A 13,270-nucleotide genomic window follows, 5' to 3' on the forward strand; every position below is an offset into this window, starting at 1 on the left:
ACGCTATTGCGCTGCTGCAAGGCCTATCCACGGGGTTGAGGACACGTGTGGGGTTCTTAAAATTTTGGGGGGGGGGGGGGGGGGGGGGGATGGGGGGGGGGAAAAGGGGGGGGGGGGGGGGGGGGGGGGGGGGGGGGGGGGGGGGGGGGGGGGGGGGGGGGGGGGGGGGGGGGGGGGGGGGGGGGGGGGGGGGGGGGGGGGGGGGGGGGGGGGGGGGGGGGGGGGGGGGGGTGAAAGAAATGGGGGTGCTGGGGTAGCGTCGGGAAATAATCGATTCTTGAACACGTGAACATGTCGGGACAACATGAATGACCACAGCTCCGGGACCGTGATGTCTCCTGCAGGCACCCACCGCCGCTATCTGACGGTGGTGTTTGCAGACCTGTGCGAGTCCACGCGGCTGGGCGCCTCGATGGAGGCGGAGTGGTATGCCGCCTTGCTGGCCGATCTGCGGCACGCTTACGCCGAGGTCTTCCAGCGGCATGGGGGCGAGGTCGTCCGGGTGCAGGGCGACGGTGCGCTGGCGATCTTCGGCTATCCGGTGACACGCGAGGACGATGCCCGCCGCGCCACGCAGGCGTTGCTGGAGCTGCACGCGGTGGTGCGTGCCATGTCACCCGAAACCGGCACCGGCGTGCGCCTGTCGCTGGCCCTGCACTCGGGGGTCCATTCGGGTCTGGTGCTGCTGGAGGGGGGGGACGCCGTGCGCGGCCGCCTCGATCTGGTGGGGACGGTGCCCAACCTGGCCGCCCGCCTGTGCGAGTCGGCCGGGCGCGACGAGATCGTGGTGAGCGAAGAAGCGCTCGGGCCGGAATACCGCTATTTCGAGACCAGCCCGCTGCGCTGCGTGCGCGTCAAGGGCCGGTCGGAGCCGATCGCGGCCTACTGCGTCCTCGGGCGGGCCGGCGAGGCCGGGCGCCAGCAGGCACGCCGCCGGCGCAGCCTGCTGCCCTTCATCGGCCGCAGTGATGTGCTGGAGGCGCTGGCGAGTCGTCTGGCGGCAGTCGGGACGGGCCGTGTGCAGTGTGTGGCGGTGCTGGGTGCGCCGGGTGTGGGCAAGACCCGGCTGGTGCAGGAGTTCCTGTCCCGCCAGACACCGCAGGGCTGCCGTGTCGTGCGCGGCGACTGCGAGAACCCGCTCAGCGCCGAGCCGTTCCAGCCCTTCCTGCAGATGCTGCGTGAACTCTTCGGGCTGTCGCACGGACAGGCTCCGGCGCAGGCGGCGGCCGAGGTCGTGCGCCGGCTGGAGGCGATCGCACCGGCGCTGATCCCCCACGGCGCCGTGCTGCTGCGGGCCTTGTCGCTGCCGGATCCGTCGGCGGTGTTCGGCGCACCGCCGCGCCGGCTGGTGGCCGATGCGCTGGTGGCTGCGCTGCGCGCGCTGCTGGCGGCCCTGGCCCGTCAGCAGCCGCTCGTGCTGGCGCTGGATGACTGGCAGTGGGCCGACGAGGCTTCGCGCCAGACACTGGCGGCCGTGCGGCTCCTGGAGGGGCTACCGGTCCTGGTGCTGCTCACGGCCCGCGAGCTGGCCCCGGCCGATCTCAATCTGATCGGGGCCGAGCCGCTGCTGCTGCTGCCGTTCAACGAGGCCGAGGCCGTGCAGACCGTGCAGCACCTGCTGCCGGGCATCGACCCCTTCGAGGCCGTGAACGTTCAGCGCTATGCGGGGGGCAATGCGCTGTTCATCGAGGAGCTGTGCCACGCGATGGCGCAGCCGGAGGCCGAGCGCCCGCCGGGTCGCCTGCAGGCCGGGGCGGCGTGGCTGCGCATCCTGATCGAGTCGCGCCTGTCACGCCTGCCGGACACGCAGGTCGAGCTGCTGCGGGCGGCGGCCGTCATCGGCAATGTCGTGCCGACCTGGTTGCTGGAGGTGGTCACGGGCTGTGGTGACGAGCATCCGCTGGTGCGGGCGCTGGCCGAACTGGATTTCATCTTCCCCGGCGCGCGTGCCCGGACCCTGCGCTTCAAGCATGGCCTGACACGGGACGTGATCTACGACTCGGTCGGCCTGCACGCGCGCCGTGCCATGCACCTGCGCATTGCCGAGGCCATCCAGCAGCACCGCCCGCCCGGCGATTCGGACGAGTCGCTGGAAGTGCTGGCCTACCACTACGGTGCTGCGGGACAGGTCGAGCTGGCTGCCCGCTTTGCCGAACTGGCGGGCCACAAGGCGCTGGCGGCGTCGTCGCTGGACCGGGCACGGGTGCAGTTCCGCGCGGCGCTGGTGGCGCTCGACCAGCTGCCGCCGTCGCGCGAGCGTCTGCTGCACTGGATCCGGCTGTCCCAGTGCCTCGGGCTGGCCTGCGTGTTCGATGCCTCGCGGCAGGATCTCGCGCTGTTCCAGCGTGCCGTGGAACTGGCCGAGCTGACCGGCGACGCCACCACGCAGGCCAAGGCGCTGTACTGGCTGGCCTATCTGCATTACGCGCTGGGCGAGTCCCATGTCTGCGTGCTGCATGGAGAGCGGGCGCTGGCCTTGGCGCGGCAGGTCGGTGACGGGCCGCTGGAGGTGCAGATCTGCGCCACGCTCGGGCAGGCGCTGGCCTCGTCGGCGGACTATGGCGCAGCGCTGGAGCTGCTCGGCGAGGCGTCGGCCATCAAGCGTCAGCACCACTCCGGCCGCGGCACGGCGGTGGGCCTGGCCTACACGCTGACCTGCATGGCGGCCGTGCATGGAGACCGGGGGGACTTCGGATTGGCCAGCGAGCTGTTCGACGAGGCGCTGGAGGTGGTGCGCGACACGGGGCACGAGGTCGGCGCCTCGATCCGTGGCTGGCGGGCGGCGGTGCTGCTGTGGCAGGGCCGCTGGGAGGAGGCGCGCCAGACGGCGGACGAGGCCTACCGCATCGGCGAACAGGTGCGCAGCCTGTTCTCGTTCTCGATGAGCCGTGCGGCCGGTGGCTATGCGCAGTGGAGGCTCGATGGCTCGGACAGCGCGCTGCAGGGTGTCCTCGACGCGACGGCCTGGCTGGCCCCCCGCGAAGGTGGCCTGTTCGAGTCGCTCAACCACGGCTGGCTCACCGACGGGCTGGTGCAGGCCGGGCGCATGGCCGAGGCGCGCCGCCACGCCGCACGTGCCCTGCAGCGCGGGCGCCGACGCGACTTGCTGGGCGGGGCGATGGCGGCGCGGGCGATGGCCTGGTCCGCCGCGCTGGCTGGCGACGCCGCCCGTGCGGAGCGTGGCCTGGCGCGTGCGCTGCAGGTGGCCTACCAGCGTGACTCGGCCCATGAGCTGGCGGTGACGCAGTGGACGGCGGCCCGCATCGCGCTGGCCGGCGGGGAGGCCGCCCGTGCCCGCGAGTGGCTCGATCCGGCCGAGGCGGCGTTCGAGTCGATGCGGATGCCGTGGCATCTGGCCCAGGCCCACGCGCTGCGCCCGCTCACGCGCTGAGCACCAGGGTGTTCGGCGACGCGGTGGCGCGCAGCGTGCCGGCGTCGAGCAGGGCGCTGATCAGCCCCAGCAGCACGCCCATGCCCATGCTGTAGCCGGGGCAGGCGTGGCGCGGGGCGGCGTCGCCCGGCCAGTCGCCGGGGGTGCGGCTGCCACCGAAGACGGTGTAGTGGTCGCGTACCTGGGCCGCCAGGTCGGCCTGGGTGGCCGAGGCGATGCCGACGACCAGCCGATCGCCTTCGCGCAGCGCGACACCCTGGAGCCGGTGGTCCTCGCGCACGGTCCGCCAGACCACCTCGGGGGTCGGGCGCTCCATCAACGCCTGGATCAGCGGCCGACGCAGGGTCGCATTGGCGAGCATGTAGCCGTGGGGCGGCGGGCCGTCGGCGTCGCGCAAGGCGGCTTGCAGATCCCACAGGGTGCGGGCATGGACCCACCGGCCCAGCACCGTGCGCAGGTTGCCCAGCACGGTCGGTCCGAAGCCGAGCATCACGCCGGTCACGGTGCGGCCGAGCAGGTCGGCGTTGGCGGCGGTGACGGTCCCACCGCCCAGCGCCTGGACGATGTCCCGTGTCAGCGGACCGAACTGCGCGGCAGGGGCCATCCGCAGGTACTCGGTCACCATCTCGCGCAGCAGCCGGCCTTGCTGGCGGCCATGCTGGCGCACCGTCTCGCTCGGGCGCGGCGAGAAGATGAACTTCGAGGCGGACACAAAATGGCCGGGGCAGGTCGGGACGGTGCGGGCACCGGTTTCCCACGGGCCGACTGCCATGTAGCTGCCGGCCGGATCGGGCAGTCCGAACCAGTGCGTGCAGAGCTGCCCGAGCACGGTCTCGCACAGCTCCGGCAGGTCGACCGGCACGCTGGCCGTGGGAACCGCCGTGCGCAGGGTGTGCAGCAGGGCGGCGGTGCGGCGGTAGGCCTCGTCGTAGGCCTGGTCCTCGCGGACCGATTCGATCACCGCGTTGACCGCGGGGGCGGTGTCGGCGTGGCCCGTGTCTGCGTCCTGGCCGAGGTAGCCCAGGCCGACCGAGCTGCGCATGCGCTCGCCGTAGCCGTGCACCGAATAGCGCTGGTGGGGATCGAGGAACACCTCGGTCACGGCCGACTTGCTGCCGACGAGCACGCCGTAGTCGGTGCGCAGGACGCCGCCTGGCTGCGCCCGCACGGTGGCCCAGGCGGCTTCGCGCAGCGCGCTGTCCTCCATGCGGAGTTTCCAGGTGGCGTAGTCGGTGGGCGGTGCGGGCGGGGCGGGGGGCGCGGACGCCGGTGCGGTCAGCCAGTGCCGCATCTGGCGCAGCGTGGGGATGGAGGGGGCGAACAGGTAGAGGCCCCAGCGCAGCTCGACCAGGGGGGCGCTGCCGAGGTCGATCGACATCGACCGGCCCTGCCAGGTGAACTGGAAGCTGCGCGGCGCTCCGCCAGGGATGGGGACGCCCAGGAAGGGGTCGCTCTGCCAGGACAGGCGCCCGCTGCTGTTGCCGCCGCTGAGCCAGCGCTGGATGACCTCGAACTGCTCGGCGATGCTGGCGTTGTAGGCCATGAAGAACAGGCCGCGCTCGCCGGAGGCGTCGGTGTAGGACATGCCGCGGCGGGCGATGCGTGGAATGGGCGCCTGCACGAAGTCGGTGGCGCGCGGGTTGGCCCGCCGCACATGCGACTGGAACGGGCACAGGCCTTCCGAGCGGCCGTCCGCGCCGGTGCTGCCGTAGTCGAAGTCGTTGGGCCGTGTCGGCGGAGGTGGTGTCACGGCCAGCGGGGTGCCATCGGGCTGGCGGCCCATCATCAGGGTGCGGAGGTCCGCGGCGCTGGGGGCCTGGGCGGCGTGCTGGGCCTGCAGTGCCAGCGCCTGGGCATCCAGCAATGCGTCGAGCCGCGTGACCTGCTGTGCCAGCTTGCGGATGACCAGGAAGCTGCCGTTGTCGAGCAGAGCATCCGGCACTCTCGGCACGCGGGCATCGCCCCGGTCGTTCGGATGGCCCAGCAGCAGCTCGCCCGGGGCGACCGTGTCGGACCAGCGTGGCCGGTCTGGGCCGGGGTAGGGCGCGAGGCTGGGCTGGCTGAAACCGTCCTGGAAGCCGAAATGGTCCCGCGACAGAGGGCGGTCAGGGGCGACGAGGTTGCGGTGCATCGGCTCGACCGCCAGCACCTTCAGGCCGGCGTCGGGGGCCTGCAGCCGTTCGATCTCGGTGCGCAGGGCGGGGTGCAGGGTGCCCGCCGGCAGCGGCCGTGGGGTCCGGAAGGCACCGCGCAGCTGCACCACCACATGCACCGACGACAGGGCAATCCGCGACGGACTGCCGGCCGGGGCATGGACACGGGGCGGCTGCCAGCAGTCCGGGTGGTTGCCGTACAGATCACCGAGCGCGCCCGCGCGCGCGGCCATGCCGTCGATGAACTCCTGCGGCAGGTGCGCGAGCCGGGCGGCGGGCAGCTTCAGGGCTTTCAGGCCGGCGTATGTGAACGCCACGCCCATGCGCAGGCCCTGGGGGTCGGCGCTGTTGGCTTCGGTGCTGACAGGCCAGCGGGCCAGCGCCTCCAGCGCCTGGGCGGACTGGGTGACCCGCAGCAGCACCAGCGCGCCGTGCGTGGTGTCGGACGGGCTGCTCAGGATGCCGCCCTGCACGTCGCCGGGGTGAATCCGTGTGGTGGGGGCGGGCGTGACAGGGGTGTCCGTGGCGGACCGGTTGAACCAGTCGATCACTGCGCCGTACAGGGTGTGCAGTCCGTCGCCTGGCGCGACCAGCACCGGCAGTCCGATCAGGCGCACTTCGCGCAGCACATCGTTCATGCCACGCAGCAGGATGCCTTCGTCCCCCGAGGCGTTGTCGGGGAAGATGTTCTTGAGTGCATGGAAAGAGCGGATGGCGCGCAGTGCCGTGGCGCCGATCATCTGCCGCTGGGCCGCGGGCAGCTGCGCGGCCATCTGCTGCCACTGCGCTGCGCTGAACTTGCGCGGCGTGCCGGGGCCGGTGGGCGTGACGAGGGATTTCATCAGGCGCTGGTCGACCACCGACGTGGCGGCCTCGGCGTAGAAGAACCCGTCCTTGACCTCGTTGTCCCGCACCCATTGCAGGTAGGTCTCGCAGGGTGTGCTGTGCGACAGGGGATAGCCCTCGCAGTGGCAGAGCATCAGGTCCAGCAGCGTGCCCAGGTCGCGCCAGATGACGCGCATGTAGGGCTCCCAGCCGCCGTCGAAGGTCACGCTGAGGAACAGGCGTTGGCGCAGCAGGCCGGCGGCCTGTCCCTCGGCGTCCGGCGGCACGATGGCGAAGCGGAAGAAGTGGACGATGTCGAAGCGGCCCACTGGATCCGGAAAGGGTGACAGCGGCATTGACGACTCGCGTGCAGCCTGCCGGATGCCGTTCAGCGTGGACAGCACCTGCTGCAGCCGTGCCACTTGGGTGAGCGTGTCGACGCTGTCGACGAATCCCGCCTTGATCGGGGCGATGAGACTGAGATTGGTGATGCCGGCGAGCTGGATGCTCGCGTTCTTGTCGCGCATGGAAGACCCCCTGGATTGCCTGTCGCGCCCGCAATCTAGGTCAATTGGCGCGGGCTGTCGTCCTCAACGTTGTGGATCTGGCGGAGGTCAGCGCCGCGCCAGGCGGTTCGCGCTGGGGGCGCTGAAAGGCAGGTGCTGTGCCAGCACCGGCGCCGCCACCGCCACGGTGGAACTGAAGTCATCGAACGCCACCCCCATCAGCAGCGACACCGGCTGCTGGCGCGCCAGGGTGCGCATGCCTTGGCGCTGCTGGAGCTGGCCCAGCTCGCGGCACACGGCGTTCAGGGTGCCGCGGCCGAGCTGTTCGTCCAGCAGCACGACCGTCCCGCCGGGCAGTCCGATGGCGCCCGCGCTGCCGTCGTCCCCTGGACCGCGGCGGAACTGGAGGCTCCACACCTGCAGACGGGCATCGGGACAGACCTGCGACACCGCGTCGGTGAGGCGCTGGCGCCAGTTCTGCTGCTCCTTGGCGGGCAGTTCGCTGGGCTGCAGCCACAGCGTATCCAGCCGATCGAGCAGGCGCTGGCCGATGTGCCGGTCGATCTGCGGGGGCACTTGCGGCAGCAGCGACTCGGCCGCCACCGGCAGTCCGGCCCAGACCAGCAGGGTGGCGGCGAGCGCCATGCCGGCTTGCTGCACCCGTCGACCCAGTGGCGACCTGCCGGAGCGGGTCGCCGTGCGCCACTGCTCCAGCAGGGGGTCGGGACTGCAGTGGAGCAGGGCGCCGTCGGGCAGCTCCAGCAGGTGAATGCCGCCTTCTCCCGTGCGTGCCCAGCCGATCTGGTGCAGGGGGATCTGCTGGCAGAAGGCCTGACCGCGCACCAGCAGACGCTCGCCGGCCAGCTCCAGCTCCACGATCTGTGCAGGCCACATGCTGCTGCCGAAGAGATCGGCTTTCAGGGTCGCCTTGCGGTCGTTGTCCGGGGTGGTGTCCATCGGCGGGCCTCCCACGCTTCGAGGCGTGCTGGTGTTTTCTGTGGGTTCACTTTAGCGATTCCGGTCTGGTTTGCCCCTCCCCTGGAGGGCTGAAAAGATATTGCTGAATGGCTGTTTCTGTTACGAGTCGTGGCTTCCGAAGCCGATCGTCCGGTGCAGGGGATATGCCATAGTGCGGCCGCAGGTGGCGCGCGCAGTGGGTGTGCGCACGGGTTGCACGTGTGCGACGAGGAGAGCGGACCATGGGATTGTTCGACTTCATCAAGAAGCAGTTCATCGACGTCATCGAGTGGACCGAGTCCGGCGACGGCACCGTCGCATGGCGGTTCCCGATGGCCGACAACGAGATCCAGAACGGCGCGGTGCTGACGGTGCGCGAGTCGCAGATGGCCGTCTTTGTCAACGAAGGGCAGGTCGCCGATGTCTTCGGCCCCGGTCGCCACACGCTGACGACGCAGACGTTGCCGCTGCTGACCAACCTCAAGCACTGGGACAAGCTGTTCGCGTCGCCGTTCAAGAGCGATGTCTACTTCTTCAGCACCCGCCAGCAGCTCGACCAGCGCTGGGGCACGCAGCAGCCGGTGACGATCCGCGACAAGGACTTTGGCGCGGTGCGGCTGCGCGCGTTTGGCAACTACGCCTGGCGCGTGGTCGATCCGACGCTGTTCATGAAGGAGATCTCCGGCACGCGCGACACATACACCGTGGCGGACCTCGACGGCCAGTTGCGCGGCTTCCTGCTGCAGCACATCTCCGACGCGGTGGCGCAGTCGGGTGTGGCCTTCCTGGACCTCGCGGCCAACCAGGTCGAGTTCGCTGCGCAGTTGAAGACCGCGACCGCCCCCGAGTTCGCCCGCATCGGCCTGAGCCTGGAGACGGTGACGCTGCAGAACGTCTCGCTGCCCGAGGAGCTGCAGAAGATCCTCGACCAGAAGATCGGCATGGGCATGATCGGCCAGAACATGGGCCAGTTCATGCAGTACCAGACCGCGCAGGCGATCCCGAAGTTCGCCGAGAACGCCGGCCAGGGCAGCGGCCTCGCCGGTGACGCGATGGGGCTGGGTGCCGGCATGGTGATGGGCCAGACCATGGCGCAGGCGATGCAGCAGGGCCTGCAGCCGCCCGCCCCCGCAGCTGCGCCGGTGGCGGCCCCTGTCGTGGCGCTCAAGCCCGACGAGATCATGGCCACGCTGGAGAAGCTCGCGGACCTGAAGGCCAAGGGCATCCTCACCGACGAGGAATTCAGCGCCAAGAAGACCGAGCTGCTCAAGAAGCTGGTCTAACGTGGCCGAGGGAGTCGGAGCCTGGCGGGCCTACCGGGCCGCGTGTCCGAACTGCGGCGGCACGGTCGAGTTTCGCTCGGCCGCGTCGGCCAGTGCGGTGTGCAGCTATTGCCGCTCGACGCTGGTGCGCGAAGGCGACGCGCTGCGCCGCATCGGCGAGAGCGCCGAACTGTTCGACGACCATTCGCCGCTGCAGCTCGGCGCCAGCGGGCGCTTTCAGGGCGAGCCGTTCACGCTTGTCGGCCGGGTGCAGTTCGCCTATGCCGATGGGCGGTGGACCGAATGGCATGCGCTGTTCACTGGCGGTGACGGGAGCAACCGCAGCGGCTGGCTGTCCGAGGACAACGGCGCCTACGTGCTGTCGTTCGACCGGCCGCTGAAGGACCGCGTCCCGCAGGTCGCCACGCTCTTCCCCGGCCAGAAAGCGCTGATCGACGGCCGCGCGTGGGACGTAGCGTCGGTCACGAAGGTGCATGTCCACGCTGCGGAAGGCGAACTGCCGCGCCCGCCGCAGACCGCAGGCACCGCAGCGTCGGCCGCCGAGTTTGTCATCGCCGACCTGCGCAACGACCGGGACGAGGTCGGCACGCTCGACTACACCGACCCCGCGCAGCCGCAATGGTCGGGCGGGCGGGCGGTGCGGCTGGTGGAGCTGAAGCTGACCGGTCTGCGCGACGGGGCGAGCGAGAAGACGCTGGCCGGTCGCAGCATCGAGTGCCCGAGCTGTGGGGCGTCGCTGGAGATCCGACTCGACAGCACGCAGTCGATCACCTGCGGCCAGTGCAAGGCGGTGGTCGATGTCTCGCAGGGCGTGGGCGCCGATCTGAAGCATTTCCAGCAGAACGCGGTCACCGAGCCGCAGATCCCGCTTGGCTCCGTCGGCACACTCAAGCTCGGGGCGCCGCAGCCGCTGCCCTGGCAGGTGGTCGGCTACCTGGAGCGCTGCGACCTGCCGGCGCCGGGCGACGACGACGAACAGACCTTCTGGCGCGAGTACCTGCTGTTCCACCCGACCGAGGGTTTCATCTTCCTCGTGGACACCGAGGAAGGCTGGAGCTGGGCGAAGCCGCTGACCGGCGTGCCGGTCGTCAAGGGCGAAGCGGCGACCTGGGCGGGGGCGCGGTTCAAGCAGCGCTGGACCTACCGCGCCCGGACGGTGTACGTGATCGGCGAGTTCTACTGGCGCCTGCGCCGCGACGAGACCGTGCAGGTCACCGACTATGACGGCGAAGGCGCCAACCGCCACAAGCGCCTCGGCCGCGAGCAGACGGCGGGCGCCGGTGGCAACGGCGAGGTGACGTGGTCGGCGGGTGAGGTGCTCGACGCGAAGGTGATTGCCACGGCGTTTGGTCTCGACTCGGTCACCGCCAAGGCCGTTCAGCGGGACGCCGCGCCCGTCGCCAGCGGGAAAGGCGGCCTCGGCTGCGCGGGGGTTGTCATCCTGCTGGTGCTGCTGCTGTTCATCGTGCTGCTGCTCAGCCGCTGCAGTTCGGACAACTGCGACCAGGTCCGCACCACCTTCGGCGCCGCGAGCGTCGAATACCAGCAATGCCTGAACAACCGCAGCCGCTCGTCGAGTTCGGGCGGCTCGTTCGGCGGGTTCAGCAGCGGTGGCGGCGGCCACAAGTAACGCGCGCAATGCACGCAACGTACCCAATGGAGACCCAGATGGACATGCTCAAACCCGACGTCATCCTCGGCTCGGTCCTTTACGCCGTCATCGGTGTGGCCGTGCTGTGGATCAGCTTCATCGTCATCGACAAGCTCACGCCCTACAAGCTCTGGGAGGAGATCGTCGAACACAAGAACCTCGCGCTCGCGATCGTGGTCGGGTCGATGTTCATCGCGATCGGGCAGATCGTGGCGGCGGCGATCCACGGGTGAACCGCGTGCAGCGGCGAGCGCCTGGTCTGATTTACAGTTGCTTGGGTATCGTGGTCACCCCAAGGAGTTCGAGCCATGCCGATGAATTACGCCCCCTACATCCAGCGCGATCCGGCCGTTTGTGCGGGGGAGCCCGTGATCGCGGGTACCCGGATCACGGTGCGCACGCTGCTGGCGAGTCTGGCTGAAGGGCTGTCGGTCGAGGAACTGCTGGCAGACTTTCCGACGCTGTCGCGTGATGCCATCCGTGCGGTGATTGCCTTTGCCGCGATCTCGGCCGAGGAAGACCTGCCGGTGCTGCCCGCACCGGTGCTGGCGTGAAAATCAAGCTCGACGAGAACTTGCCGGTGCGCATCAAGGCGATCCTGCAGGCCCGTGGTCATGATGTGGACACGGTGCCCGAAGAGCAGCTGAGCGGCTGTCCGGATGCCTCCGTTTGGGCGGCTGCCTGCGTCGAGGGGCGGATGCTGATCACGCAGGATCTCGACTTTTCCGATACGCGGCTGTTTGCACCCGGTAGCCATGCTGGTGTGGTGCTGTTGCGGCTGCGTGAGCCAGGTGCCCATGCACTGGTAACGGCCATGGGGCGCATTGCCGACGAAGTGTCGGGGTGGGTGCGGTGTTTTGTCGTGGTCACGGACCACAAGATTCGCGTTCGTCGTCCGGATGGTCCCGCATGATCCATCGGGTGCCGAGCGGCACCCTCAGCCGCTTGCGCAGCAGGTCTCTCCCGCCGAAGTCACCCTCCTCGCCTCCGTCTTCCTGATCGCCGCCTGCGGCCTCGTCTACGAGCTGGCGGCCGGGGCGCTGGCGAGCTACCTGCTCGGCGACTCGGTGCTGCAGTTCTCGACCGTCATCGGCACCTACCTGTTCGCGATGGGCGTGGGTTCGTGGCTGAGCCGCTTTGTCGAGCGGCAGCTGGTCGCGCAGTTCCTCGGCATCGAGCTGCTGGTCGGGCTGGTGGGCGGGCTGATGCCGGCGGCGCTGTTCGTGGCGCACAACCTGTTGCCGGGGAGCGCCACGACGGCGTTCCGGGTGCTGCTCTACGGGCTGGTGCTGCTGGTGGGGGCGCTGGTCGGGCTGGAGATTCCGCTGGTGATGCGCATCCTCAAGCGCCAGTTCAGCCAGCGCTATGCGCTCAAGGATCTGGTGTCGCAGGTGCTGACCTTCGACTACCTCGGCGCGCTGGTGGTGGCGCTGGCGTTTCCGCTGCTGCTGGTGCCGCACCTGGGGCTGATCCGCACCGGGCTGGTGTTCGGGTTGCTGAACGCGGGCGTGGCGGTGTGGACGCTGTGGCTGTTCCGGGGCGAGCTGCGGCGCTGGCGGGCCTTTGCGGCGGCGTGTGCGGCCGTGGTGCTGGCGCTGGGCGCGGCGATGGCTGGTGCGGATCGGCTGACGACCTGGTCCGAGGACCGTTTCTACGGTGACCGCGTGCTCTACAAGGCCACCAGCGATTACCAGCGCATCGTCGTCACGGGCGGCGACGCGGGGGTGCGGCTCTTCCTCAACGGCAACCTGCAGTTCCATGAACGGGACGAGTACCGCTACCACGAGGCGCTGGTCCACCCTGCGATGGCCGGCCACGGCGCGCCGAAGCGGGTGCTGGTGCTCGGCGGCGGCGACGGGCTGGCGGTGCGCGAGATCCTCAAGTACCCGTCGGTCGAGCAGGTCACGCTGGTCGAACTCGACCCGCACATGACGCGGCTGTTCGCCACCGCGCCGCGGCTGGTGGCGCTGAACGCCCAGGCGCTGTCCTCGCCGAAGCTGCGCATCATCAACGCCGACGCCTTCACCTGGCTGGAGGCGCAGCGAGGGCCGGAGGCGGTGTGGGACGTGATCGTCATCGACTTCCCCGACCCGAGCAACTTCGCCATCGGCAAGCTCTACTCCACCAGCTTCTATCAGGTGGTCGACCAGCACCTCTCGGCCGGCGGCTACGCCGTCGTGCAGACCACCTCGCCGCTGATCGCGCGGCGCAGCTTCTGGACCGTGGCGGCCACGCTGGAGGCGGTCGGGCTGGCGGTGACGCCGTACCACGCGCATGTGCCGAGCTTCGGCGAATGGGGTTTCCTGCTCGCCGGGCGCCGGCCGTGGCGCGCTCCGACCGCGTTGCCGGCGGGCCTGCGCTTCCTGACGCTCGACGGGCTGGCGGCGCTGCAGCAGTTCCCGCCCGACATGGCCCGCGTCGACGAAGAACCCAACCGCCTGTCGAACCAGCACCTCGTGCGGGTCTTCGAGGAGGAATGGGGCAAGGTCCACCAGTGACGACGA

The 13,270-nt window shown here is 70.3% G+C and carries 9 protein-coding genes; 7 read left to right on the forward strand and 2 right to left on the reverse strand.

What is annotated here, in order from left to right:
- Window positions 1–331 precede the first annotated feature (331 nt).
- Entirely contained in the window at window positions 332–3,391 is a 3,060-nt protein-coding gene (locus U5O44_RS01475) for an ATP-binding protein (protein ID WP_322586690.1), read from the forward strand.
- On the opposite strand, the gene U5O44_RS01480 is transcribed toward U5O44_RS01475, so the two are convergent.
- Together U5O44_RS01480 and U5O44_RS01485 are read right to left on the reverse strand one after the other, a co-directional pair.
- The gene (locus tag U5O44_RS01480) at window positions 3,381–6,896 is read right to left on the reverse strand and encodes a Dyp-type peroxidase (protein ID WP_322586691.1); all 3,516 of its coding nucleotides are present in this window, start codon (window positions 6,894–6,896) and stop codon (window positions 3,381–3,383) included. The genes U5O44_RS01475 and U5O44_RS01480 overlap by 11 nt on opposite strands.
- A gap of 87 nt (window positions 6,897–6,983) precedes the next feature.
- Window positions 6,984–7,832 (reverse strand): DUF7092 domain-containing protein, encoded by an 849-nt coding sequence (locus U5O44_RS01485; RefSeq protein ID WP_322586692.1) that lies wholly within the window; start codon window positions 7,830–7,832, stop codon window positions 6,984–6,986.
- A gap of 242 nt (window positions 7,833–8,074) precedes the next feature.
- On the opposite strand from U5O44_RS01485, the gene U5O44_RS01490 reads away from it, so the two are divergent.
- The 6 genes from U5O44_RS01490 to U5O44_RS01515 all read left to right on the forward strand — a co-directional run bounded on the left by U5O44_RS01490 (window position 8,075) and on the right by U5O44_RS01515 (window position 13,264).
- Window positions 8,075–9,115, forward strand: a complete 1,041-nt coding sequence (locus tag U5O44_RS01490; RefSeq protein WP_322586693.1) for an SPFH domain-containing protein — start codon at window positions 8,075–8,077, stop codon at window positions 9,113–9,115.
- A 1-nt stretch (window position 9,116) separates the two neighbouring features.
- Window positions 9,117–10,745 (forward strand): DUF4178 domain-containing protein, encoded by a 1,629-nt coding sequence (locus tag U5O44_RS01495; RefSeq protein ID WP_322586694.1) that lies wholly within the window; start codon window positions 9,117–9,119, stop codon window positions 10,743–10,745.
- Window positions 10,746–10,783: 38 nt separating this feature from the next.
- On the forward strand, window positions 10,784–10,999 hold the full coding sequence (locus U5O44_RS01500; protein WP_322586695.1) for a DUF350 domain-containing protein: 216 nt from the start codon (window positions 10,784–10,786) through the stop codon (window positions 10,997–10,999).
- A 75-nt stretch (window positions 11,000–11,074) separates the two neighbouring features.
- Window positions 11,075–11,320: a DUF433 domain-containing protein gene (locus U5O44_RS01505; RefSeq protein WP_322586696.1), complete on the forward strand. Its 246-nt coding sequence runs from the start codon at window positions 11,075–11,077 to the stop codon at window positions 11,318–11,320.
- Window positions 11,317–11,679 (forward strand): DUF5615 family PIN-like protein, encoded by a 363-nt coding sequence (locus tag U5O44_RS01510; RefSeq protein ID WP_322586697.1) that lies wholly within the window; start codon window positions 11,317–11,319, stop codon window positions 11,677–11,679. Before U5O44_RS01505 ends, U5O44_RS01510 begins: the two co-directional genes overlap by 4 nt.
- Window positions 11,666–13,264 (forward strand): polyamine aminopropyltransferase, encoded by a 1,599-nt coding sequence (locus U5O44_RS01515; protein WP_322586698.1) that lies wholly within the window; start codon window positions 11,666–11,668, stop codon window positions 13,262–13,264. Before U5O44_RS01510 ends, U5O44_RS01515 begins: the two co-directional genes overlap by 14 nt.
- Window positions 13,265–13,270: the final 6 nt, after the last annotated feature.

The sequence above is a fragment of the Sphaerotilus sp. genome (assembly GCF_034519685.1).
Classification (GTDB): domain Bacteria; phylum Pseudomonadota; class Gammaproteobacteria; order Burkholderiales; family Burkholderiaceae_C; genus Sphaerotilus.